The sequence below is a fragment of the Termitidicoccus mucosus genome, assembly GCF_038725785.1.
Classification (GTDB): domain Bacteria; phylum Verrucomicrobiota; class Verrucomicrobiia; order Opitutales; family Opitutaceae; genus Termitidicoccus; species Termitidicoccus mucosus.
Window position 1 is genome coordinate 203,623 of record NZ_CP109796.1, and the last position, 21,993, is coordinate 225,615.

Genomic DNA, 21,993 nt, shown 5'->3' on the forward strand with positions numbered 1-21,993 from the left:
CCGCCGCCGTTTCGGGGATCAACCTTCCCTCGCGATCATCAAAAACAGCGGCGAACATTGGGCTTTATAAGGGGAGGAGGGAGATCCCTCCGAGTCGTCCGCTTCCAAACAGATGGGCGGCACGGAGGCCGTCCCTCCTGCAAAAGTGCCATTTTGCCATTGTGAAGGGTGCCTTTGCAAAAATTCCTCAAACGGGCCTCACGCCCTTGCCCCATGGCCGGCTCCCGTCATCCTGCCCCATGCTTGAGGGAAAAACAGAGGGGGATGCAGCCCAACGCGTTGGGCCGGGGACGAAGATAACGGCCGATTTGTTCGCCGCTTTTCTGAAGTGCCCGGTCAAGTGCTGGCTGCGATTTCAGGCCATGGCGGTCGAGGACAACCCTTACGCCCGGTGGTTTCAGGAAAGGGCGGCGGCTTACCGGGCCGGGGGAGCGGGCCGGCTGGCATCCGGGGCGGAGACGGAAGTGGTGGCGCAGGCCGTGGATGACCGCACTGGACTCATGCTCGCATCGCATCCCGACGCCGTGGAGCCCATTCCCTCCGCAGGCCGGGGCAGTCCGGCGCAGGCTGTGCCCGTCCGGTTTCATTTCCTCAACAAGCCGGGCAGGGACGAAAGCCTGCTGTTGGGATTCGATGCCCTGACCCTGGCCGGAAAGGGCAGGCGCGCGTCCGCGCATGGCAAACTGGTGTATGGTGACGATTACGCGGTGAAAAAGGTCAGGATCGCCGAACTGGCCGACGAAGTGCGCAGGCGCATCGGACAAATGGCGGTTTTGCTGTCCGGCACCGCTTCGCCCGAGTTGGTCCTGAATCGGCACTGCGCCGAGTGCGGATTCCAAAGGCATTGCCGGCAAAAGGCGGTGGAGCAGGACAGCCTCAGCTTGCTGGCCGGCATGGGCGAGCAGGAGCGCCAGCGACTGCGCGGCAAGGGCATTTTCACTGTCACCCAGCTTTCCCACACTTTTCAGCCCCGCCGCAAACCCCGGTGGTTGAAGGGCCGGGCGGAAAAATATCATCACGCGCTCAAGGCCCTGGCCATCCGGGAGCGGAAGATTCATCTGGTGGGCAGGCCGGAATTGAAGATCGAGGGCACGCCGGTCTATCTGGATGTCGAGGGTGTGCCGGACCGCGATTGTTACTATCTCATCGGTTTGCGCATCGGCAGCGGGGCGGCGGCGCGGCAGCACAGCCTGTGGGCGGACAGCGACCGGGACGAAGAAAAAATCTGGCGGGAATTTCTGGCCGTTTTGAATACCGTCGAGCGCCCGGTGCTGATCCATTACGGGAGCTACGAAACCAGTTTTTTGAAACGGATGCGGGCGCGTCACGGAGAACCGGAGCCGGGCTCGCCGGCGGCCGGCGCCATGGAGTCGGCGCTGAACCTGGTCTCCGTGATCTTTGCCCGGATTTATTTCCCGACCTTTTCCAACGGCCTCAAGGAAATCGCCCAATACCTCGGTTTCAGTTGGTCGGTGCCGGCGGCTTCGGGCGTGCAGTCCGTGGTGTGGCGGGAAACGTGGTCCCGCGCCCCGGCTTCGTCCGAGCGCGAGCGGCGCAACCTGATCGCCTACAACGCGGACGATTGCGCCGCGCTGGACGTAGTGACGCAGCGGATACTTGACCTGGCGGCGGCGCTGCCTCCCGACGTGGTCGATGCGGCGGGCCTGAAGCGGGAGAATCCCTATGGGTTCAAGCGCAACCGATTTTTCTTCCCCGAACTGGCGACCATCAACCAGGCCGCCTACTGGGATTACCAGCGGGAAAAGGTTTATGTGAAATCCGACCGCCGCCTGCGTCGCGCCCTAATAAAAGTCCCCGCCGGTTCCATAAGAGACGTGCCGGTGAACCGGCGTGTCCAATGCGCGGCGCCGACGCAGTGTCCGCATTGCGGGCTTTCCAGCCTGCGCAAATATGACCGGGCAAGCAGGACGGTTTACGATTTGAAATTCACCCGCGGCGGCTTGCGGCGCTGGGTGGTGCATTATCATTATCACCGCCATGAGTGCCGGCATTGCGGGCGGGTGTTTCGCCCGCCGGCGGCGGGCCTGCCGGACGGCAAGTTCGGCCCGGCGTTGATGGCCTATGCGGTTTACCAGAACATCGAGCTGCGCCTGTCGCAGGAAATGATCGACCGCAGCCTCGACGAACTGTTCGGCCTGCCGCTGGCGCAGGGGAGCGCGAGCCGTTTCAAGATCAAGGCCGCGCAGGTTTACGCCGCGACCTACGAATTGCTCCTGCGGCGCTTGCGGCACGGCGGCCTGTTGCACGTCGATGAAACCAAGGTCAGCGTGGCGGGCTGCCAGGGCTGCGTCTGGGTTTTTGCCAGTCTCGACACGGTCGCCTATGTTTACACCCAAAACCGCGAAAGCGAATGGCTGCGGGATTTTCTTAAAAATTTTCAGGGCGTGCTGGTGACGGACTTTTATTCCGGCTACGACGCGCTTGAGTGTCCCAAGCAACGCTGCCTCATCCATTTTTTGCGCGACCTGAATGACGATTTATACAAGCACCCCTACGATGAGGAACTGAAGCGCGTGGGCCGGGATTTTGCGGACTTGGTCAGACCGATGATCGCGACGGTCGAGCGCCGCGGGCTGAAGGTGCGTTTTCTTAAAAAACACCGGCGGGCGGTTGACCGCTTTTACCGGCGGCTGGACCTCGCGCCGCCGGGCTCCGCAGTTCTAAAAAAATACCGGGAACGCTTCGCGCGGGAGCGGGGGGAGTTGTTCACGTTTCTGCACCATGACGGCGTGCCTTGGAACAACAACAACGCGGAACACGCGATCAAAGCCTTTGCCCTGCTGCGGCAGGTCATCAACGGCGTGACCTCGGAAAAGGGCCTGCGGGAATACCTGATTTTGCTGAGCGTGTGCGAGACCTGCAAATATCAGGGCGTAAAGTTTCTGGATTTCCTGCGTTCCGGCGATCAGGACATCCATCGCTTCGCCGCGCCACGCTAAGTTGCTTCAGGGCAAATTATATTATACGGCAGTCACGAAAAACCTGTCTTCACTGCATCAACTCGTGTCCAACGGTGAGCGCACCCCAAGGCCCGGCCTGCGCATCACGTGCGTATAAATCTGCGTCGTTTCCACCTTCGCGTGGCCCAGCAACTCCTGCACCGTCCGGATATCCGCGCCGCCCTCCAGCAAATGCGTCGCAAACGAGTGCCGCAGCACATGCGGCGATACCCGTTTGTTCAAATCCGCCGCGTCCGCCGCCTTCTTCAACGCCAGTTGGAACGCGCTGTCCGTCACATGATGCCGCCGCCTCACACCGCTCACCGGGTCGCGGCTCAACCCGCGCGACGGAAACAGCCACTGCCACTCCCAGCGCTCGCCCGCCCCCGCATACTTGCGCCCCAGCCCCTCCGGCAGCCATACCCCCGGCGCCCCGTCGGCCCGATCCTCCCGCCACAGCCGCTTCAGCCTCTTCAAATGCTCCTCCAGCCGTTCCCTCAACACCGCCGGCAGCACCGTCACCCGGTCCTTGTCGCCCTTGCCCCCGTTCACGATCAACGCCCCGCGCTCCAAATCCACATGCTGCACCCGCAGGCGCAACAGCTCCATCAACCGCACTCCCGTCCCATACATCAATTCCGCCATTAACGACCACGTCCCCTCCAACTGCCCGAACAGACGCCCGCACTCCTCCCTCGACAGCACCACCGGCGCCCGCCTTTTCGCCGCCGCCCGCTGAAAGCCTATCTTTCCCAGCACCCGCCCCAGTCCCTTTTCCAGAAAGAACACCAGCGCATTCAACGCCTGCTTCTGCGAAGCCGGACTCAGCCGCGACTCCACCGCCAGCCTCGATAAAAATTCCGCCACATCCTCCCCGCGCGCCTCCCGCGGCGGCCTCCCCTTCAAAAACGCTACGAACCGCGCCGCCCACTCCCGGTAAGTCGTCTCTGTGCGCCACGCCAGATGCGCCCCCCTTGCGGCCACGATCAGATCCCTCTCCCAGTCCGCGCGCCCCAGGTCCGCCGCGCCCGGCGGAGGCTCCATCTGGGCGGCCGGAACCTCCCGCCGGTGAAAAGCGGGGACGAGAGTTCCCGTCTCACGACTGGGCCGATTGCGCGGCCTGTCCGCGTCGCCCAAGTCATTGCCGCCAGTCCGGGGTGCCACCCCGGCCGCCCTCCTGAAAAACCACCGCAACGCCTCCCTCTCAGTCTCCGCAATGCGCGTCTCCGCCAAATATGCCCGCACCACGCGAACCGACGCCCCGCAACGCCGAGCCTTGCAAAAATGTAAAAACGACAGCACTGCCCGCTCGTAAAAAACCATCATTTCGGGTGGCAATGCCTCTTCCCGCAAAACAGCCTTCCAATGTGGAAACGAAACCGCGCGCGACTCATCGCGGAAGAAACCGCCCGTTGCCGGATTGGATGGGATTGTTCATGAAAAAGCTTCCGGAAAAATGATTTTGACGAGATTGATCGCCGCATCCCAAAAAGCCAAATTCAAAAACCAAATTTCAAAGGCCCCGGTATTGACAATCAAAATGATAAGGCAAGCATCCCTGCCATGTTTTCCCTTCTACAACCCAAGGCCAGTTTGGCCTAATAACACTGATCGGCGAAGAATGACAGAATTGACCCCAGTTTCTGAGTGGCAGGTGTGGCTGATGGATACAGCGCCAAAGTTCAGCCAGCTCTATTCATGGCTGCTGATGGCTTTCGGGTTCTCGGTCTCTATCTTGCTCGCTCGTTCGCTGAAGAATTCTGGATTCTATGCTGTTGCGGTGTTCTTCCTCTCCCCCGTGTTCTTCTGGGGCATGCGTGAAGTGAGGTATCAGATGCACCGGGAAGCTATCGAGGCCTACGCCGCCGAGCAGAATCGAAAGATCCAATCCGGTGAGATCATACCGCATATCGAGTCTTCAGTGAATTTCCCACTCTTCGAAACGTTTCTCGTGCTTGGCTTGGCCGTGGTGTATCGAAACTCAAAAAGAAGGCCGATCCAGTTGCCCGAGCCAACGTCCGGGCTGGCGCCCGGCCGTGGCTCATCGTAAACGATGGGCAAACACTGATGGACCTGCCGCCGCCAATCGAAAGCCAGCCATTCAAGGCGTATGATGAGTTCTTCGCACCACTCAGAGCGGATATTCTGCGGCTGGTGGCCGAGCGCGGATTGCACCTTGAGAAATATTACCACGAAGCCCCTTGCTGGAGTCTGCTGTTTCGCCATCCCAAGGGCGGGGTCGCGAAAGTGGAGGTCACGAAGAAAGAAGATGGCCGGGTTGGAGTCAGCGGTGTCTGGTGGAAGGACGATTTTGATGACGGCACCCGGTCATTGATGTGGTTCGAGGAAGAGGCTATCGGACATGATGGTCCCACCGTTTCACGTAGCGCGAAGATCATGCTTGAGCGCATCCTTGCTCATCCGCTTGGTGCGTGGTCGAAGGTTGCAGACGGCTACAAATCTCTATGGCACCCCTATGGCCGCAGCTTTATCGAGGACGACGAAAAGCGTTACCCACTTCCGAAAGAAGAGAAGAAATGAAGAGCCCATCCAGAGCATCACAAACAACGACGGGGCTGCGCCCCGTCGTGTCTGACTGCTGACGTTCGTCAAAAGCATGCCTCTCGAAGCTCAAGTCTATCCGACAATGCCCTCCAGGCCCTGCCGTTTTTGTCTTAGCCTGCGAGAAGGCAGCGTATTCGCAGATTTCGATGTAGATGAAGAGGGCCGGGTCTTCCTCTGCCGCATCTCGTTCGACGGTCACGGCTGCTGCGATGGCGAGTTTAAGAAGATGTCCTTCGAAGATTCGCAGCTTCTGCTTGAGGCGGTGGATCGAGAGGCCGTCGATAGTGCCGAAGTGGAAGCAACCCTGCGGACTTACTTCGGTCAAAATTCAGATGTGATTTGGAGCGATGCGCTCGCCGACCATGAACTCGTCTAAAGAGAAGACGCCGAACCAGCTTCCAGTGCCAATGTCTGGCCTGCGGCCAGCCATGGCACATCGTTAACGTTGGCCGAAAAAGAATCTTCCCGATGGCAACACCCAAGAAAAAAGCAACTCCTTCGCGAGCAGCAAAGTGTTCCTTCATGTTCCAAGCGGCGAATATTGAGGCGCTCTTCCCGGTGCTCGACGCTTTGGCATGGCTCGACTTCCCCGATACATCACAGGTAGCCCAGTTTGCAGGTATTGATCCAAGAACTGCCGGAAAACTCCTCAAGAATTGTCTGAGCATCGGCATAGCTCAGACGGCGGCTAAAGAAGGATTCGCGTTAACAACGCCATATCCCTACAAGGGTGATATCGAACAGAAGAAGACAGTAATCAGAGAAGCTCTGGTCAGGATGCCTCTACTCCAACACGTTCGGCAATTCCTGAACCTTGGAGATTCTCTAGATGATGCAGTCCGTAAGGCTGCGACACTGGATGGGATTACGGATTATGACGCAAGCGCATTTGGCCCGCTATTGAAATGGTCCAAGCAAATGAATGTTCTCCAGCCCGATCTGTTAATCGAAGATATTATTGAAGATGCGATCGAATCCAAAGAGGAACGGCACCGATCGACCGACAAGAAGATCGTCGCCTTCCTTTCACACAGCTCGCGAGATAAACCCTTTATTCGACAACTTGCTTCAGACCTGACAAAAAATGGCATTTCTGTGTGGTTGGATGAGCGAGAGATTAGGGTTGGTGACTCAATACCTGATAAAGTCGGCCAGGGTCTCGCAGAGTCCGATTTTTTCTTGATCGCACTGAGTGAGAACTCTGTTGATTCAGCTTGGGTTAAGAAGGAGCTGAACCAAGCCTTGGTTGCCGAGATTGAGAAGCGGAAGACCCATATACTGCCGTTGAAACTATCAGAATGCCAGATTCCGCAGCTAATACGGGACAAGAAGTATGCAGATTTTTCCGCCAATTATAAGGAAGGCCTCAAAGACCTTCTATCAACCATGCAACAGCAAACCACATTATGACAGAACCTAAAAAGATGCCCAAAGGAGGCAGAAAAGGCGGCACCATGTTTCCTCGAGTCCGACTGAAGGACGCGGTTGTATTCGCTAGGAAGCTCGTCTCGAAAACTCACACCGGGCCTCAACCGGCAACAGTAATTTTATCCGGAGTGTTTGGTGCAGCCGGGCCGCAGGGTCAGGTTCGAGCGTCTGCATTGAAACAATACGATTTGCTTAGCGGAACGCCAAAAGCGTATACAGCAACTGATCTCGCACGAAAAATCGTTGCTGCGCCGATCGAAGAACTAACACCCCACCTCGCTAAAGCTTTTTTCAAAGTAAAGCCGTTCAAGACACTCTTTGATACGTTTTCTAATGATACGGTTTCGGTAGCTCGGGTCAGACAGCAGGCGTTAAACCTGAAAGTCCATCCGGAAGTTGTGGACGAATGTGTCGATCTTTTCCTTTTGTCAGCAGCTGATGCAGAATTGGCTAACCGGTCAGGGACCGATGTGACTTTTGGGACGGTTGCGTCTGGGATTGTTCGCGAGCCGATTGAATCTGAGGAAGAGCTTGATGAAACTAACCTGAATAACGTTGAGCAGGAGAATACTGAAGAGGCTGAGAACGAGACGGAATATAGGTTAGACGGGCGCAAAATGCGATCTCAACAACCTGCGCCGAAATCAAAAGCTAGTCTTGAGATCAAAATAGACCCATCTATGGATCCAGAGAAGCTTGATAAGCTGCTAGGAGTGTTAAAAAAATACGGACAAATCTAAAAGGCCAACCAGTCGCCCGAGCCAACAGCGCCCTCCGGGCGCCGTGGCTCACCTTGAACGTTGATCTAGCTGCGAATATACAAGCTCAAAAAAGCAAAGCCAGTCCCCGGTTTTCGCTTGGGATTTATGTTTATATAAACTGCCGTCGTTCGGAGGCACAGGACAGGGACCGGTCGATTATAGGATAAACGCGTGCGTGGGTTGGGCGTGATCCCGGTTGAACCGTGATCGTGCTGATCTTCGCGGGTTGGTTACCGACAGTGCATTGGTGCGTCTTGCCCGCATGCTCTAGGCTCGTGCGTGGCGGGCGGATCGCTCCGTTCCCGCTGCTCCTAACGTCAACATGCATGGGCCGGCCGCCCGGTCCCTGGCTGGTGCCGCCAAACGGCGGTTCTCAAAGAACATCCTGCCGCCCTCGCCCGCGCTCAGGCCGCCCTGGTCATCGCCGGCCAGTCCGCCGTCTGCAACATCGCCCAGGCAAAGCCGGCCATCTCCCGGGCCAGCGCGACGGTCACCTTTGGCTTCATCACCCCGCGCCAGCTCAGGTGCCAGGCCCGTTTGTGCAGCCTCACCTGAATCTTCCACGACAGTTCCCTGCGTGCCGCCGGCTGCCCTTCCTGCCGTTTGGATAGCTGCGCGGATACTTTGGGCGGCAGCCAGGTGTGCTGCACCGTCTCGATCAAGATCCATCGGGCGTGCGCGTTGCCCGCCTTGGTGATCGAGCCGAGCCTGTGGCTCTCTCCGGTGCTCTCCTCCTTGGGCACCAGCCCGAGGAACGCCATCAGCTCGCGTGGATGCGCGAACCTCCTCACGTCTCCCAACTCCGCCACCAGCACCGCCGCGGCCACCAGTTGGAAGCCCCGGATCGTCATGAGCGCCTCCACCGCCGGATACAGCCGCCACAACGGCGCCTGCAAGCCCAGCAACTGCTCGAGCCGCGACACCCGCTCCTCGCACTGGGTGACCGCCAGCAGATACTCCTCCAGCACCGCCTTCAATGAGGGCGCCGGCAGCTCCAGCTCCTGCAGGTAGCGGCGGTGCGCCTCGCTCCAGTTGGCCTTGCCCGAGTAACGGTAGCCGTGTCGCAACAGGAACGACTTGAGCCGCTGCCGCGCGCGCGTCAGGTCCCGCACCGCATCCGCCCGGGCTCGCGTGAGATCCCGGATGGCCTCATCCACCGCCTCCGGCACGTGCACCACGGTCAGCTCCCCGGCCCGGTGCAACCGGGCCAGCATCTGCGCGTCGCGCCGGTCGGTCTTGCGCCGGTTGCCCTTGTCCACCGGCGTCCTCAAGGGAGCCACCACCACGCAGTCGATCTCCAACTGCCGCAGCCGCCGGTGGAGCACGTAGCCGGTCGGCCCCACCTCATAGGCCACGTGCAACTCCCCGCCGTCGGCTCCGATCTTCCTCAACGCACGCTCCACCGCGTGCAGATCGCTGCTGACCTGTCCGTAGAGGCGAACCTCGCTCTCGCGGCCGCCGTCGGCCACCGCGATCATGATCGTATCCTTATGGACATCCAGCCCCACATAGTGTTGTGTCTTTTTCATGCGCTTGTCCTCGTTTCCAGGTTGTTATGGTTTGTCCTTCAGCCTTGTGGCCCGGCCCGCTCCTCACGGGCAACCCACGTCCAGGGGACAAGCGCCTTCTAGGCAAAGAAAATAAACTATGAGCGAAATCAATATGTGGCCAAGGAATCAATACACGGGACCCGGCGGCGGGCGCTATACAGGCCCGGGCGGCGGCCTTTATACCGGGCCCGGAGGCGGTGCCTACACAGGCCCTGGCGGCGGCATGTATACTGGACCTGGCGGTGGGTGCTACACTGGGCCAGGCGGAGGATTATACACCGGCCCGGGTGGTGGGCTATACACTGGACCTGGCGGTGGCCTCTATACCGGGCCTGGCGGCGGTCTCTACACCGGCCCCAGCGGCGGCATGTATACGGGACCTGACAGTGAACCGTATTACAGCAATATCCCGCCTTGGGAAGTTTTGGCCCAGTATCTTGCTGAGAACGGCGACATCCAAACAGCGAGGCTGATCCTTTCCTACATTCGATGAAGAATAAGCCTAACAAGGCGATGCAGCCAACTCCGGTAGCTGTCACGCCTCGTGCTGACGCACCAATCGCGCCATCTACCTCCGTGGCTGATCTTAGCTCTGAGGTCATCCGTCGATAAAAAAGTGGAATGATTTTCATGCGGCAGAGGAGGGGGTGGGAGGCGATAGGTATTTGAGGAGTGGACTGTCTTTGGCGCGGAGTTGTACGAGGTATTGGGCTTCATGATACACGAGGTGGTCATGCCAGCATTTCCAGAGGATGCGGATCCACTTGTAGGCGAGGGAGCGCAGGGTGGCTTGGAAGTGGTGGCCGGCGGCTTTGCGTTGTTCGAAATAGGCCCTGGCCCAGGCGGAGTGCCTGATGGTTTCCTTGGCCCATTCGACGAAGGTCTGCCGGGTGTGGTTGTCGCAGCGCAGACGCCGGTGGACTTTGCGCATCCTGCCGCTTTGGTTGGTCACGGTGCGATGCCGACGGCGGAGGCGAAGGACTGGGCGTCTTTACAGCGGGAGGCGTAGCGGGCGAAGGCGACGTAGAGGCGCGGGGCGAAGTTGGGGCCGGCACCGGGAAGTGCCTGGATCAGGGCGGTGTCCCGGCAGGCGGCAAAGTGTTCGGCCACGGTCTGGTCGTAGCGGAGGATGGTTTTGTTGAGCGCTTCGAGTTGATCGGCCAAGGCGGAGACTTCCAAGCGCTCGGAGAGAGGCTCCTGACCGGAGAGGGGGATGAGATTTTGCACCACGCTTTGGCGGGTTTGCCAGCGGGCTTCGCTTCGGGAGCCATGCTGATGGAAGAATGCCTTGAGGGTGGAGAGCCGGGTTTTCTCGAGGGCCTGGGGCGAGGGCCAGCGGCGAAGGAAGGCGAGGTTGATGGCGCGCCAGATGTCTTCGTGCATGAGCAGAAGTGCCTGGGGGTAGTAACGCTTGAGGACGGCTTGCAGGCGGTTGGTCAGGCCGGTGCGGGTGTCGACAAACTTGCGGCGGGCTTCGCAGAGCCGGTCGAGCTGCTCCACCTCCTCGGGCACGGGCACCCAGGGGGGCAGTTCGCCGCGGTGGTTGAGAATGTAGAGGGCCTGGTGATAGGCGTCGGATCGGTCGGTGCGGGCGTGGGAGACCACCAGCGACTGGCGGTAGGCCCAAGTGGCGGAGGGGTTGAGGGCGTAGATCGCCGCGGGTCCGCGGGCGGCGAAGAAGGCGAGCAGGTTGGGCGCGGGCTGTTCGAAGGCGACGATGAGGCGCGCGGCGGAGTGGCCGGCTTGGAGCCGGGTACACCAGACCTCGAGGTCTTCGGGTTGAAGGCTGATGGAGTACTGGTCGACGGCGCCGGTCTGGACGTGGAGCAGGGCCACGGCGGCGGTTTTGTCGGAGCGATCGAGCGAGACGATCAGTTCGGGGATTGCGTCAATCATGGGATTTGGCTTTGGATTTTTGGCGATGGCTTTTGCGAAACAACCACCCGGCGACGGCAATAGGGAGAGTGCTGACAGGCATCGTTCTCTGAGTAGTCGTTTCGAGTGGCTGCAACCCGGGCTGGCGGAAACTAAGATCATAGCGCTCGAAGCGCATAACGTTGGGTTCCTGCCGGCCCGGGTCGCAAAGGCTCAGGCAGACTTGGCCGAAAGACGGCCAAGGGGAAGAGCGGGGAAAAGGCTGCGCCCTCTCCCCCGCACCCCTCTCCATCATTGTGATGGTTCGGGTACAAAGAACCGCACGCCCAAGTCGCCGGACCGGGCGCACGGATGAGCCCTATTAACGTCAGGCAAAGGAAAATTCCATAATGAGTTCTGGCCAATTCTACATCCAAGACGGCTATATCTACGGTCCACGAATGTCCGGTCGGTTTTACGTCCAAGATGGCTATATCTACGGCCCGAAGAACAGCGGCCTCTACTATATCCAAGACGGCCACATTTACGGCCCCAAGAAGTCCGGACGTTTTTATGTTCAAGATGGCTACATCTATGGGCCAAACGAGGAGCTTCCGTGGCTCGAAGACTGAAAATGCCTAACTAGCGGCCAGAACCCATATCGGTGCTGCCATCGCCATGGCTCATCACTGAACATTATGCTAAGAAAATGAAGCTACATAAAGACGCATTCCTGAAGAAATACAATCCTAATCGGACGCTCGACAAAGCGCTTGCAAGTGGAATTGCTGCGGCAGTGCAGCATAACTCCCTCTATCGGAAAGAGCTTCTCCCGGAGCGTAAGGAGACGGTGGTGTGTGTGTGGAGAGCTTACCTCAAAGAATTGATTAAGCGCTACAAACACCCGCAGTCCGTAGAAAGTTATAAAAACGACATCCAGCGCTTGAAGACAAACATGAACAAGCAGTTCCCCAACGCATTCCTCTCAGAACCTCACAAAAGATACAAGACCGCCCCTGGATTTCGGATTTCGCATGCTCAGAAGAGTATTTCGGTATTTCTTAAGCATCTTTGGTGCATGGGAATAGTAGAGACTCCACCCCAATGCCCAGTAGACAGCATCATACTTAAAGCCGCTGGCAAACACTATCCGGACACAAAATGGGGTTGCGTGAACTCGATTGAGGAGCATCAGAGAAAAATCGCTTTTCTCGAAACAGCTAAGGGTGATTCCAAAGACTCTTTGGCGGAATGGGAGCTCAAGAAATTCAAAGCATAACAAGCGGATGCAGGCAACCGGCGTTCCGTCGGTGCCTGATCCTTGGCGTTGATCTAGCTGCGAATATACAAGCTCAAAAAAGCAAAGCCAGTCCCAAATTTTCGCCTGGGATTTATGTTTATATAAACTGCCGCCGCCGGAGGCACAGGACAGAGACTGGTCGATTATAGGATAAACGCGTGCGTGGGTTGGATGTGATCGTGCTGATCTTCACGGGTTGTTTACCTGATTTTGCTGAGCGTGGGCGAGACCTGCAAATACCAGGGGTGCAGTTTCTGGATTTCCTGCGTTCCGGAGAATTGGACGTTCATCGCTTTGCCGCACGCTAAGTTGCTTCAACCTTTCCTATGTCATAATTGGTTCCTCGCTATTTCGAGTGGAAAGCGGGAATGGAAAGGTTGGCCGCGTGAAAGTAGAGCATGACGACAAGGTTGTCCACCGAGCGGAAGCCGCGCGCCTTGCGCTTCACCGCGCTGAACACGCTGTTGAGCCCTTCCATGAAGGCGTTGGTGATGTGCCCCTCCCAATGCGCAAGGATGCCCTCCAGGTGCCTCTCCACCATCCCGGCGCACTTCACCATGTCGGCCAGGACCGGCGGGGGGTAGCGGCCCGCGCTCCAGCGCACCCACCGGCACCACGCACGCAGTTTGCGCCGCGCCCTTTGCACGCTGCCCATCTGGTAGATCCTCTGCAACGCAAGGCGCATCTGGTAGGCCTTCAGCGTCCCCAGCGTGCTCTTCAGCAGCCCTTGGTACTGCCGTTTCTGTCTGGCGCTGAGGTTGTTCTCGTTCTTCAGCAGCACCCAGCGCGCGTCCTTGAGCAACTCGCGCTGCCGCTCGTCGCAAAGCTTCTGCTCCTCCCTCCTCGCCTCGTCCACCGCCCCGTTGACCTTCGCGATCACATGAAACTTGTCGAAGATCACCTGCGCCTGCATGCCGATGCTCTGCGCGACTCCCTTCAGATAGGCCGGGCTCATGTCGATGGACACTCGCGTGATCGCCCGGTAATGCCCGTTGTGCTCGCCGAGCGACTGCACGAACTTCTCCCACGCTCCCGCATCCCGACCGGCGCACGCAAAGAGCACCCGCCGGCCCACCAAGTCGCAAAACACGCTCACGTAACGCCGTCCCTTGCGCGCGCTCATCTCGTCGCAGCCCACGCAGGTCACCCCGCTGAAATCGAGCTTCGGATACGTCGCCGCCACGTGCGCGTGCAGCAGCCGCCACAGCCTCGTGTCATGCTCGCCGAGCCGCCGAGCCGTCGCCGCCACCGGCATCTCGCGCAACAGCAGCAGTGCCATCGCCTCGAACGCCTTCGTGAAGTGCTTGCACAGCCCCTGCCAGGGCGGTTGCACCCGGTAAACGCTCCCGTCGCGCCGCTGCCCGCGCGGCACCCGGCAGCGCAGCACGCAGCGATGCTCAAAGACGTTCAAGTGCCTCCACTCGATCTCCACGGTGTGATCGTAAGGCCGCACACCCTGCTTTTGCCGGGCATCCTCACCCTCCCAGAATTTTGGCAGCTCCTCGACCCACAGGCGCACTTCGCCTTCCGTGGCGTCAAACTCGCAGCGGCTCACTCGCCACTCCTCCCCCAATCCCAGCAACTGATGAAATAATGCTTCGGGTGTCATTAGCCTTTACATCACCCCATCTCACCCCATGCTTCCACTGAAAATAGCGAAGAACCTTTATGATGATAGAGATGTAAAAATCATCGTTTCTCGCGCAGTTTTACTCAATAGATTCCGCATGATTGCAGCGCTTGCAGATGGTTTTGTGATATGAGAACCGAGGCGTTTGGCGGGGAATTTCCCACATGTGGGAAATTTTTCCCCGCATCCGCATTAATTGCGCGGCGGCCTTTTCGGTGGTGAGCGTCGGTGCGGTGCCGCATTTGTGGGCGATGCGGCAAGACGGAGTCGGCCTGCCCTACTTCGTCGTCGGAGAGGAGGGGGCCGACCATCCGCAAGTTGGAAGCGACGGGCTGGACGGCTTTGGGTTCGGGCGCGTCTTTTTCGACCAGCGTCTCTTTTCCGGTCAGAAAATTTTCCGGATGCGTTTTCCGTTAATGGAGCCAGCGGCTTGATAGACGATCGGGCCGGAGGAATTTTTGAACGGGTGGACCCTGAACGGGGATATTTTGGTTTTCACTCAGGATTTGCCGCGTCAATCTGCCAAGTCCAGAAATTGCCAGTGTAACAATCTGACTATCAGTTGGTAAACTGGCGGAGAGGGTGGGATTCGAACCCACGGTACCGTTGCCGGCACACCTGATTTCGAGTCAGGCGCATTCGACCACTCTGCCACCTCTCCGGGGCGAAAGGGAGGCACGCTAAGGAGCGCGCATCAAAACGGAAGCAGAAAGTTGCCGGATCATTTTTTCGCGGGCTCCAGCTTGTAGCCGTCCTTGCCGTCGAGCATGGCCCAGCCGGAGGCGGCGAGCCGGGCGCGGAGTTGGTCGGCGGCGGCGAAGTCCTTCGCTTTTTTGGCCGCCCAGCGCTGTTCGGCGAGGGTGGCGACTTCGGCGGGGACTTCGGCTTTCGGCCCGGCGGGCGCATCGAGTTTCAGGCCGAGGGCGAAGAGAATGCGCGTGAAGGCGGGGGCGTCGATGCCCGCCGCATCGGCGCCGCGGTTGACGGCGGTGAAGAGCGCGCCGAGGGCGGCCGGGGTGTTGAGGTCGTCGCGGAGCGCCTCCAGGACGGGCTCGAGCGCGCCGGGGCGGACGCCGGGCGGAAGGGCAGGGGGGAGCGTGGCGGCGAAGGCGCGGAGCGCGGCGAGGTTTTTCTCGGCGGCGTGCAGCGAATCGAGGGTGAAGTTGAGTTGTTTGCGCGGGTGCCCGGCGAGAAGGGCGTAGCGCAGCGCCATCGGGCCGTGGCCCATGTCGCGAAGCTGGTCGAGCGTGTAGAGGTTGTTGAGCGACTTGCTCATTTTCCTCCCGTCCACGAGGAGGTGTTCGCTGTGATACCAGTGGCGGGAAAACTCGGCGCCGTTGCAGCACTGGCTTTGGGCGATTTCGTTTTCATGGTGCGGGAAGAGCAGATCGACTCCCCCGGTGTGGAGGTCGATGGTGGGGCCGAGAAGCGCCTTGCTCATGGCGCTGCACTCGATGTGCCAGCCGGGACGGCCCGCGGCGGCGCCGGCGGGGCCGGGCCATTGGACATCGCCGTCATCGGGCTTGTGGGCTTTCCAGAGGGCGAAGTCGGAGCCATCCTCCTTTTCGTCGGAGTCGTGCGCGGCGGCCTCGGGCTTGCCGGCGAGGGCGGTGCCGAGTTTGAGCTCGCGCTCCCGGACGCGCGAGAGCGCGCCGTAACCCGGGTAGGATGATACTTTGAAATAGACGGAGCCGTCGGCGGTGCGGTAGGCGTTTCCTTTTTCGAGGAGGACGTTGATCATGTCCACCTGCTCGCGCATGAAACGCGGATCGGTGGCGCGGGGTTCCTCGTGGGGACGGAGGCAGTTGAGGGCGTCGCAGTCGGCGTGGAATTTTTCCGTCCACTGGCGGGTGACGTCGGAGAGGGGGCGTTTCTCGTCGCGGGAGCGGCGGATGGTCTTGTCGTCAACGTCGGTGATATTGCGGACGTGGCGGACTTTTCCCGGGCCGAATTCGAGTTCGAGGAGGCGGCGGACGAGGTCGTTGACCACGAAGGTGCGGAAGTTGCCGATATGGGCGGGCGCGTAAACGGTGGGGCCGCAGTTGTAGAAACGGAAAACGCCGTCGGGCTGCGCGGGGGCGAGTTCGCGGGTCGTGCGGGTGAGCGAGTCGTGGAGGCGGATGGGCATCGAGCGGGAATTAAGAATTAAAAATTAAGAATTAAGAAAGCGGAAATTGCGCGCGCGGGGCGGGGCCCCGTTTTTCCGCATTGGATTTTTTGCGGGATTTGGGATGCTGGTCCTTTTTCGCGAACCTCGCATGAAACCTTCAACCCTTCCGAAGCGCATCGTCGTCAAGTTTGGCACCGGCGTCCTCACCTCCGGCATCGGACAACTGAATGCGGAACGCATCGCCGCCATCTGCTCCCAGCTCGCCGCGCTTCGCGCCGCCGGCACCGAGATCATCGTGGTTTCCTCCGGCGCGGTCGGCCTCGGCATGGGGCGCCTCGGCCTCGCGAAAAAACCGCGCGACGTCTCGAAAAAGCAGGCCTGCGCCGCCGTCGGCCAGTCGCTGCTCATGCAGTATTGGCAGCGCGGATTCGACCCGCACGGGCTGACCGTCGCGCAAGTCCTCCTCACGCACGACGACCTGCGCCTGCGCGACCGCCATCTCGGCGTGAAGGATTGCCTGCACCAGCTCATCGACTACGGCTCCATCCCGGTCATCAACGAAAACGACACGGTTTCCGCCGCCGAGATCAAGTTCGGCGACAACGACACGCTCTCCGCCCTGGTCGCCAGTCTGGCCGGCGCGCAACACCTCGTCATCCTCTCCACCGCGCCCGGCCTCATCGACCTGCGCGGCACGGGGAAAATCGTGCCCGTGGTCGCGAAAATCACCCCCGAGATCGAGGCGATGGCCGGCGGCACCACGAGCGAAACCGCGACCGGCGGGATGATTTCGAAGATCTCCGCCGCGAAACTGGCCGTGCGCGCCGGCTGCGGCGTGTTCATCGCCAGCGGCGCGGAGCCGGATATCCTGCCCCGCCTGCTCGCCGGCACCGGGCCGGGCACGTTTTTTGTGCCCAGCGGCCTGCCGATGGACTCGCGCAAACGCTGGCTCGCGTATTTCCAGCGCCCGACCGGATCGCTGCACATCAACACCTGCGCCGTCCCGGTGCTTCGCGAGCAAGGCCGCAGCCTGCTCGCCGTGGGCGTGACCGGGGCGTCGGGCGCGTTTTCCGCCGGCGACATCGTCAACGTGGTCGCGCCCGACGGCGCCGTCGTCGCGCGCGGCGAGACCGCCTACGACAGCGGGGAGATCCCGCTCATCGCCGGCCTGCAAAGCCCCGCGCTGCGCAAGCGTTACCCGGCGCGCAAGCACCTGGAGGTCATCCATCGGGACGACCTCGCGCTGCTGTGAGAAACGGCGGCGGACGCGGCGGCGGCCTGCCTTCCGCGAAGCGGCCCGCGCGTCATGCGACGGCGGCGGGCGGGCCGGCCTGCGCGAGACCGAGCGCGCCGGTCATGACTCCAAACAAATCCGTGTTTTGCATCAGCCCGCGAACGGGTTCGCTGCCCGGTCCGATGGCGGCGAGTTCCACGTAATCGGTGGTGTGGGCGATGCCGGTCCAGCCGGTCGAAGTGTAGTTGGAGACCAACTGGCCCAGCGTGATGAGCGGGCGGTTGCGCACGCGGTAGCCCTCGCGCGGCGACGGGTCCTTTTTCAACGCCCGCTGGAGCAGGCTGATTTCGTCGTCGAGCATCTCGATGCCGGTCGCGGTTTTTATGCGGTCGCGAATCCGGGCCGGCGTGCTCTCGTCGGAAAGTCCGTCGATGACCCAGTCGTTGGTCTGGCGAAACCCCGCCACGCGTTCGAAGCACTTTTGGGTGTCCCCGTAGCTGCCGCCGCGGCTGTCGAAACTGCCGCCGCTGCCGTTCAGGCCGGGATTGGCGTTGCCGTGGTCGGTCGTGATGACGACCAGGGTGTCGTCGCGCCCGGCGGCGAAATCGAGCGCTACGCCCACGGCGGCGTCGAAGTCGATCTGCTCGTGGATCAATGCCGCGATGTCGTTGGCGTGCGCGGCCATGTCCACCTTCGCCCCTTCGATTTGCATCAGGAAGCCGCCGGGGTGCCCGGCCATGCGCGCGATGGCGGCGCGGGCCATCTCGGCGAGCGAGGGGACGGCGGCGTCGAGCGCGCCGTCGGCCCTGCGATCGAGGACGTAGGGCAGGTGGTCGGGGTCAAAGACGCCGAGCAGCCGTCCGCCGGACGGCACCGCCAGGAGCGCGCCGCGGTCGCGCGCCACATGGTATCCGGCTTTCGAATACTCGGCGAAAAGGTCGCGTTTGTCCTTGCGCTTCCCGGGCTCGAAAAAGCGCGCGCCGCCGCCGAGCAGCACGTCGTAGCGGGCGTCGAGGTATTGGAGCGCGATCTCCGGTTCGTCCACGCGGGATTCGACCATCGCGCCGAATCCGGCCGGCGTGGCGTGGGTGATGCGCGCCGAGGTGACCAGCGCGGTGCCGATGCCGGCCCCGGCGGCGAGCCGGAGGATGGGCGTGTGCAGGCGTCCGTCGGGAGTCTGGTTGATCGCGCCGTTGTTGACCTTGAGGCCGCTGCCCCACGCCGACGAGGCGGCGGCGGAATCGGTCACGAGCGAATCGGCCGAGCAGGTGTCCATCGCCGCACGGCGCGCGCCGGGATGCTCCTGATACAGCCCGATCCAGCGCGTGCCCCGCCCCTCGAAGCAGCGCAGGTAGCGTTCGGTCATCGCGAGCGTTCCCATGCTCATGCCGTCGGCGACGAGCACGATGACATTGCGGGCGCGGCGCCGTCCACCGGAACGGGCGGCGGCCGGGGCGCTTGTTGCGGCGGATGTCGCGGCATGCAGTCCGGTCGAAAACAAAACGGAACCGGCGATGCCGGCGCGAAGAAAGTCGCGACGATTGAGCGGAGACATGAAACAACGTTCGGGCGGACAGGTGGCGGGAGCAACGCGCCTCTGTTAAGAACAGACAAATTTTGATTTGCCGCCGGAGTGGGAAAAAAGTCCTTCCGCAATAAATCGGACCGCGTCCGATGCGATGCAACCCAATGGGTTGCATCGCCAGCACGCCGGGCTCCCGGCGCGCCCGTCACGCTGCGACACCGGCGCGGCTCACCCCGGAGGAAAGGTCGCGGCTTTTGGCGCCGATTGCCGCGGGGATTTTTTCGCGCCGGTCGAGATTGTCGCGGATGCAGTTGACCAGCGCGCTGCCGACCACGGCCCCGTCGGCGTGCGCGGCCACGCCGGCGACATGCGCGCGGGTGGAGATGCCAAACCCCACGACGACGGGCAGCGCGGTGCGGGCCTTGATGCGGGCCACGGCTTGCGGGATGTCGGCGGCGAGCTGGTCGCGCACGCCGGTCACGCCTTCGCGCGAGGCGTAGTAGATGAAGCCGGTCGCGGCCTTGCCGATGATTTCGATGCGCGCATCGGGCGTGGTGGGCGCGACGATCAGCACGGTTTTCATGCCGTGGCGCTCGCAGGCGGCGGCAAATTCACCGGATTCCTCGGGCGGCAGATCGAGCACCAGCATCGCATCCAGGCCGGCCTCGCGCGCGCGGCGCACGTAGGCGTCCACCCCATGCGTGAAGACGAGATTGTAATAGGTGTAGAAAACCAGCGGCGTGCCGGGAAACTCCGCTCGCAGGCGGCGGACGAGCTTGAGCACGTCCTCGGCGGTGATGCCGGAGGCGAGGGCGCGCTGCGCGGCGAGCTGGTTGGTGAGCCCGTCGGCGAGCGGGTCCGAGAACGGCACGCCGAGCTCAAGGATGTCCACGCCGTTTTGAAGCACCGCGCGGGAGGCGGCGAGGGAGGTGTCGAAATCGGGATCGCCGGCGCAGAGATACGCGATGAAACATGCGCGATTTTCGGAACGGGCGCGGGCGAAGGTTTGTGCGATGCGATCCATGCCGCTGATAGAAGAAGTAACAAGTGACAAGTGGCAAGTGACAAGAAGACAGGCACGATTCAAAGCGGTGTCATCCCATCTTTCCTCTTTATTCTTTCTCTTTCTCTTTCTCTTTCGTCAGGAACGGGCAGGGAGAAAGAGAAAGAGAAAGAATAAAGAGGAACGATTCCGGCGGTGGCACGACTTTGCATTGCACCCCAAGAAGACGCCGCGCGCTTTGCCTGCCTCTTGTCACTTGCCACTTGTTACCTGTCACTTTTTCTACTTCAGCCTGCATTCCACCACGACGGGACGGTGGTCGGAGAGGAAGGAGCGCACCACGCGGCAGCTCGTGGCGGCGCAGCCGGGCGGAAGAAACACGAAATCGAGCAGCCGCTGCGGCAGCAGCGAGGGGTAGGTGCGGCCCGAGACCGGATAGAGCATGTAGCGGCCGTGTTGCAAAAAATACTGGAAAAGCGAGGCGGTGGCGTCGGTTTTGTGCGAGGGGTTGTTCAGGTCGCCGCACACGATGGGCGGCACGCGCCAGTCGGTGTGTCGCTCGAGGTGCTTGCGGTCGAGGTAATCCATCACCATGCCGACTTGCTTGAGCCGTCGGGCGCGGGAACGGTGGTGCAGGTGCATGTTCACAAAGGGCACGCGGCTGCCCTGCACGTCGATTTCCGCGTAAAGAAACCCTTTTTCGCCGATGGCTTTTTTCCCGAAAACGATGTTCTCGGAGTCCTCGATGGGGTGCCGGGACAGGATGGCGTTTCCGTAGTTGAAACGCAGCAGCCCGTTGCGGCGGTTGTTCACGCCGAACACCGCGTAGGGAAAATGCGCGCAGCGCCGCAGGAATTCGAGCTGGTCGAAGTTGCCCGCCCACGACGAGTCCTCGTCGATTTCCTGGATCGCCACCACATCGGGCTCCAGGCTGCGCAGCAGGCGGCCGATTTTCATGATCTGGGCGCGCATGCCGCGTCGCGAACCAAGCCCCTGGATCGGTTTCAGGCCGCGCCCGTGGGCGATGTTGTAGGTGACAATCCGCAACGGTTGAGGCATGTCCTGGTGAAAATTAATGTCGAAATCATCGCCGGGAAAGGCGGTGCCATGCAACGGAAAACGGCTGGTCTCGGGACGCGGCAGGCCGTCGCAGGTGGAACGCTTCATGGGGCGGGTTCGTTGCGGAATCGCTCGATGATCGACGCTGGCGAGAGTCCTTGGGTGCGCAGGGTGCGGAGGGCGAGCGCATCATGCCGTTTGGCGAGGCGCCGTCCGGCGGCGTCGGTGACAAGCGGGCAGTGGTAAAACGCCGGGGCGGTCGCGCCGAGCGCGCGAAGCAGGAGGAGCTGGCGAAAGGTGGATTTGATCAGGTCGGCCCCGCGCACGACCTCGGTGATGCCCATATCGGCATCGTCCACGGCGCAGGCCAGTTGATAGCTGGGCGTGTTGTCTTTCCGCCACACGAGGAAATCGCCGAAATCGCGTCCGGCGACGGCTTGCCGCGGCCCGGCGTGTCCGTCGGCGAACGAGACGAGTTCCCCGTCCGGCACGCGGAAACGCCAGTTGATGGCGATGGGGACGTCGGGCGTGGGAAGCGGCGGTGTCGCGCCGGCGGGCGGGCGCCATGCGGGAGGGAAAACAGGTTCGTCATCGTCGCCTCCTTCGTGCGGTGCTCCGGCGGCCTCGGCGACGTCGCGGCGCGAGCGATGGCAGGGATAGATGAGATTCGCCGCATGCAGGCGGGCCAGCGCGGCGCGGTAGAGCGGCATGCGTTCGCTTTGCGAAAGCATGGGCGGCGTCCAGGCGAGTCCGAGCCATGCGATGTCTTCGAGCATGGCGGCGACAAACTCCGGGCGGCAGCGCGCGCGGTCGAGATCGTCGTTGCGCAGCCGCAACACCCCGCCTTCAGCCCGCGCGCGTTCGGCGGCGATCCAGAAGGTCCGCGCATGCCCGAGGTGGAGCAGTCCTGTCGGCGAAGGCGCGAGGCGTCCGGTGTAGGTTGTCGGCATGGTCATGGTCGCCCCTGAAAAATCGTTCTCGTTCTCTTACTCGTTGTCCTCAACCGTTCTTTCC

Annotated in this window: 23 protein-coding genes and 1 tRNA gene; 12 read left to right on the forward strand and 12 right to left on the reverse strand. The window is 61.3% G+C overall.

The window, feature by feature from the left end; all coding sequences use genetic code 11:
- The first annotated feature begins 362 nt into the window (after nt 1–362).
- Complete coding sequence (gene tnpC, locus OH491_RS00625; protein ID WP_068772955.1) at nt 363–2,960, forward strand: IS66 family transposase; 2,598 nt, start codon at nt 363–365, stop codon at nt 2,958–2,960.
- 57 nt (nt 2,961–3,017) lie between these two features.
- Here tnpC and OH491_RS00630 read toward each other — a convergent pair whose 3' ends face one another.
- Nucleotides 3,018–4,004 (reverse strand): integron integrase, encoded by a 987-nt coding sequence (locus OH491_RS00630; RefSeq protein WP_342750807.1) that lies wholly within the window; start codon nt 4,002–4,004, stop codon nt 3,018–3,020.
- A gap of 191 nt (nt 4,005–4,195) precedes the next feature.
- On the opposite strand from OH491_RS00630, the gene OH491_RS00635 reads away from it, so the two are divergent.
- The 6 genes from OH491_RS00635 (at nt 4,196) to OH491_RS00660 (ending at nt 7,693) form a co-directional block, all read left to right on the forward strand.
- Nucleotides 4,196–4,420, forward strand: a complete 225-nt coding sequence (locus tag OH491_RS00635; RefSeq protein ID WP_334319723.1) for a hypothetical protein — start codon at nt 4,196–4,198, stop codon at nt 4,418–4,420.
- Nucleotides 4,421–4,431: 11 nt separating this feature from the next.
- Nucleotides 4,432–5,010 (forward strand): hypothetical protein, encoded by a 579-nt coding sequence (locus OH491_RS00640; RefSeq protein ID WP_145929110.1) that lies wholly within the window; start codon nt 4,432–4,434, stop codon nt 5,008–5,010.
- Nucleotides 5,011–5,027: 17 nt separating this feature from the next.
- Nucleotides 5,028–5,501 carry a hypothetical protein gene (locus tag OH491_RS00645; RefSeq protein ID WP_068772953.1) on the forward strand — a complete coding sequence of 158 codons (474 nt, stop codon included), beginning with the start codon at nt 5,028–5,030 and terminating at the stop codon, nt 5,499–5,501.
- Between the two features lie 76 nt (nt 5,502–5,577).
- Nucleotides 5,578–5,901: a hypothetical protein gene (locus OH491_RS00650; RefSeq protein WP_068772952.1), complete on the forward strand. Its 324-nt coding sequence runs from the start codon at nt 5,578–5,580 to the stop codon at nt 5,899–5,901.
- A gap of 92 nt (nt 5,902–5,993) precedes the next feature.
- Nucleotides 5,994–6,935, forward strand: coding sequence for a toll/interleukin-1 receptor domain-containing protein (locus OH491_RS00655; RefSeq protein ID WP_342750808.1), 942 nt, complete (start codon nt 5,994–5,996; stop codon nt 6,933–6,935).
- Nucleotides 6,932–7,693 (forward strand): hypothetical protein, encoded by a 762-nt coding sequence (locus tag OH491_RS00660; protein WP_145929109.1) that lies wholly within the window; start codon nt 6,932–6,934, stop codon nt 7,691–7,693. The genes OH491_RS00655 and OH491_RS00660 overlap by 4 nt, the downstream gene beginning before the upstream one ends.
- A gap of 425 nt (nt 7,694–8,118) precedes the next feature.
- Here OH491_RS00660 and OH491_RS00665 read toward each other — a convergent pair whose 3' ends face one another.
- The 3 genes from OH491_RS00665 to OH491_RS00675 form a co-directional block, all read right to left on the reverse strand.
- Nucleotides 8,119–9,243 carry an IS110 family transposase gene (locus OH491_RS00665; protein ID WP_068772950.1) on the reverse strand — a complete coding sequence of 375 codons (1,125 nt, stop codon included), beginning with the start codon at nt 9,241–9,243 and terminating at the stop codon, nt 8,119–8,121.
- A 649-nt stretch (nt 9,244–9,892) separates the two neighbouring features.
- Nucleotides 9,893–10,216, reverse strand: a complete 324-nt coding sequence (locus OH491_RS00670) for a transposase (protein WP_068772949.1) — start codon at nt 10,214–10,216, stop codon at nt 9,893–9,895.
- A complete protein-coding gene (locus OH491_RS00675) occupies nt 10,213–11,160 on the reverse strand; it encodes an IS110 family transposase (RefSeq protein ID WP_068772948.1) in 948 nt (315 codons plus the stop codon). The genes OH491_RS00670 and OH491_RS00675 overlap by 4 nt, the downstream gene beginning before the upstream one ends.
- 419 nt (nt 11,161–11,579) lie before the next feature.
- On the opposite strand from OH491_RS00675, the gene OH491_RS00680 reads away from it, so the two are divergent.
- Complete coding sequence (locus OH491_RS00680) at nt 11,580–11,750, forward strand: hypothetical protein (protein WP_334319721.1); 171 nt, start codon at nt 11,580–11,582, stop codon at nt 11,748–11,750.
- 77 nt (nt 11,751–11,827) lie between these two features.
- Nucleotides 11,828–12,397: a hypothetical protein gene (locus tag OH491_RS00685; RefSeq protein WP_342750809.1), complete on the forward strand. Its 570-nt coding sequence runs from the start codon at nt 11,828–11,830 to the stop codon at nt 12,395–12,397.
- A gap of 367 nt (nt 12,398–12,764) precedes the next feature.
- Here the strand turns inward: OH491_RS00685 and OH491_RS00690 are convergent, their stop codons facing one another.
- Nucleotides 12,765–14,027: an ISL3 family transposase gene (locus OH491_RS00690; protein WP_084442689.1), complete on the reverse strand. Its 1,263-nt coding sequence runs from the start codon at nt 14,025–14,027 to the stop codon at nt 12,765–12,767.
- Nucleotides 14,028–14,055: 28 nt separating this feature from the next.
- Between OH491_RS00690 and OH491_RS00695 the strand changes: the two genes are divergently transcribed.
- Both OH491_RS00695 and OH491_RS00700 read left to right on the forward strand, forming a co-directional pair.
- The gene (locus tag OH491_RS00695) at nt 14,056–14,181 is read left to right on the forward strand and encodes a hypothetical protein (protein ID WP_342750810.1); all 126 of its coding nucleotides are present in this window, start codon (nt 14,056–14,058) and stop codon (nt 14,179–14,181) included.
- A 31-nt stretch (nt 14,182–14,212) separates the two neighbouring features.
- The gene (locus OH491_RS00700) at nt 14,213–14,482 is read left to right on the forward strand and encodes a hypothetical protein (RefSeq protein WP_068772946.1); all 270 of its coding nucleotides are present in this window, start codon (nt 14,213–14,215) and stop codon (nt 14,480–14,482) included.
- Between the two features lie 137 nt (nt 14,483–14,619).
- Here OH491_RS00700 and OH491_RS00705 read toward each other — a convergent pair.
- Together OH491_RS00705 and cysS are read right to left on the reverse strand one after the other, a co-directional pair.
- A tRNA-Ser gene (locus tag OH491_RS00705) sits at nt 14,620–14,709 on the reverse strand.
- A 60-nt stretch (nt 14,710–14,769) separates the two neighbouring features.
- Entirely contained in the window at nt 14,770–16,176 is a 1,407-nt protein-coding gene (gene cysS / locus OH491_RS00710; protein ID WP_068772945.1) for a cysteine--tRNA ligase, read from the reverse strand.
- A 130-nt stretch (nt 16,177–16,306) separates the two neighbouring features.
- Between cysS and proB the strand changes: the two genes are divergently transcribed.
- Entirely contained in the window at nt 16,307–17,410 is a 1,104-nt protein-coding gene (gene proB / locus OH491_RS00715) for a glutamate 5-kinase (RefSeq protein WP_068773044.1), read from the forward strand.
- 52 nt (nt 17,411–17,462) lie between these two features.
- On the opposite strand, the gene OH491_RS00720 is transcribed toward proB, so the two are convergent.
- The 5 genes from OH491_RS00720 to gluQRS form a co-directional block, all read right to left on the reverse strand.
- Entirely contained in the window at nt 17,463–18,947 is a 1,485-nt protein-coding gene (locus OH491_RS00720; RefSeq protein ID WP_068772944.1) for an alkaline phosphatase, read from the reverse strand.
- Nucleotides 18,948–19,122: 175 nt separating this feature from the next.
- Nucleotides 19,123–19,941 (reverse strand): tryptophan synthase subunit alpha, encoded by an 819-nt coding sequence (gene trpA, locus OH491_RS00725; protein ID WP_068772943.1) that lies wholly within the window; start codon nt 19,939–19,941, stop codon nt 19,123–19,125.
- Between the two features lie 88 nt (nt 19,942–20,029).
- On the reverse strand, nt 20,030–20,218 hold the full coding sequence (locus tag OH491_RS00730) for a hypothetical protein (RefSeq protein ID WP_342750811.1): 189 nt from the start codon (nt 20,216–20,218) through the stop codon (nt 20,030–20,032).
- A complete protein-coding gene (locus OH491_RS00735) occupies nt 20,203–21,087 on the reverse strand; it encodes an endonuclease/exonuclease/phosphatase family protein (protein ID WP_084442688.1) in 885 nt (294 codons plus the stop codon). Before OH491_RS00735 ends, OH491_RS00730 begins: the two co-directional genes overlap by 16 nt.
- Entirely contained in the window at nt 21,084–21,929 is an 846-nt protein-coding gene (gene gluQRS / locus OH491_RS00740) for a tRNA glutamyl-Q(34) synthetase GluQRS (RefSeq protein WP_068773042.1), read from the reverse strand. Before gluQRS ends, OH491_RS00735 begins: the two co-directional genes overlap by 4 nt.
- Nucleotides 21,930–21,993 lie beyond the last annotated feature (64 nt).

Excerpts from the sequence above, each read along its gene's own strand:
- OH491_RS00700 (WP_068772946.1), top strand. The coding sequence starts at position 14,213 with ATGTGGGAAATTTTTCCCCGCATCCGCATTAATTGCGCGGCGGCCTTT.
- OH491_RS00645 (WP_068772953.1), top strand. The coding sequence starts at position 5,028 with ATGGACCTGCCGCCGCCAATCGAAAGCCAGCCATTCAAGGCGTATGAT.
- OH491_RS00635 (WP_334319723.1), top strand. The coding sequence starts at position 4,196 with ATGCCCGCACCACGCGAACCGACGCCCCGCAACGCCGAGCCTTGCAAA.
- proB (WP_068773044.1), top strand. The coding sequence starts at position 16,307 with ATGAAACCTTCAACCCTTCCGAAGCGCATCGTCGTCAAGTTTGGCACC.
- OH491_RS00630 (WP_342750807.1), bottom strand. The coding sequence starts at position 4,004 with ATGGAGCCTCCGCCGGGCGCGGCGGACCTGGGGCGCGCGGACTGGGAG.
- OH491_RS00690 (WP_084442689.1), bottom strand. The coding sequence starts at position 14,027 with ATGACACCCGAAGCATTATTTCATCAGTTGCTGGGATTGGGGGAGGAG.
- trpA (WP_068772943.1), bottom strand. The coding sequence starts at position 19,941 with ATGGATCGCATCGCACAAACCTTCGCCCGCGCCCGTTCCGAAAATCGC.
- tnpC (WP_068772955.1), top strand. The coding sequence starts at position 363 with ATGGCGGTCGAGGACAACCCTTACGCCCGGTGGTTTCAGGAAAGGGCG.
- cysS (WP_068772945.1), bottom strand. The coding sequence starts at position 16,176 with ATGCCCATCCGCCTCCACGACTCGCTCACCCGCACGACCCGCGAACTC.
- OH491_RS00735 (WP_084442688.1), bottom strand. The coding sequence starts at position 21,087 with ATGAAGCGTTCCACCTGCGACGGCCTGCCGCGTCCCGAGACCAGCCGT.
- OH491_RS00685 (WP_342750809.1), top strand. The coding sequence starts at position 11,828 with ATGAAGCTACATAAAGACGCATTCCTGAAGAAATACAATCCTAATCGG.
- OH491_RS00665 (WP_068772950.1), bottom strand. The coding sequence starts at position 9,243 with ATGAAAAAGACACAACACTATGTGGGGCTGGATGTCCATAAGGATACG.
- gluQRS (WP_068773042.1), bottom strand. The coding sequence starts at position 21,929 with ATGCCGACAACCTACACCGGACGCCTCGCGCCTTCGCCGACAGGACTG.
- OH491_RS00660 (WP_145929109.1), top strand. The coding sequence starts at position 6,932 with ATGACAGAACCTAAAAAGATGCCCAAAGGAGGCAGAAAAGGCGGCACC.
- OH491_RS00695 (WP_342750810.1), top strand. The coding sequence starts at position 14,056 with ATGCTTCCACTGAAAATAGCGAAGAACCTTTATGATGATAGAGATGTA.
- OH491_RS00680 (WP_334319721.1), top strand. The coding sequence starts at position 11,580 with ATGTCCGGTCGGTTTTACGTCCAAGATGGCTATATCTACGGCCCGAAG.
- OH491_RS00655 (WP_342750808.1), top strand. The coding sequence starts at position 5,994 with ATGGCAACACCCAAGAAAAAAGCAACTCCTTCGCGAGCAGCAAAGTGT.
- OH491_RS00650 (WP_068772952.1), top strand. The coding sequence starts at position 5,578 with ATGCCTCTCGAAGCTCAAGTCTATCCGACAATGCCCTCCAGGCCCTGC.
- OH491_RS00730 (WP_342750811.1), bottom strand. The coding sequence starts at position 20,218 with ATGCAGGCTGAAGTAGAAAAAGTGACAGGTAACAAGTGGCAAGTGACA.
- OH491_RS00675 (WP_068772948.1), bottom strand. The coding sequence starts at position 11,160 with ATGATTGACGCAATCCCCGAACTGATCGTCTCGCTCGATCGCTCCGAC.
- OH491_RS00720 (WP_068772944.1), bottom strand. The coding sequence starts at position 18,947 with ATGTCTCCGCTCAATCGTCGCGACTTTCTTCGCGCCGGCATCGCCGGT.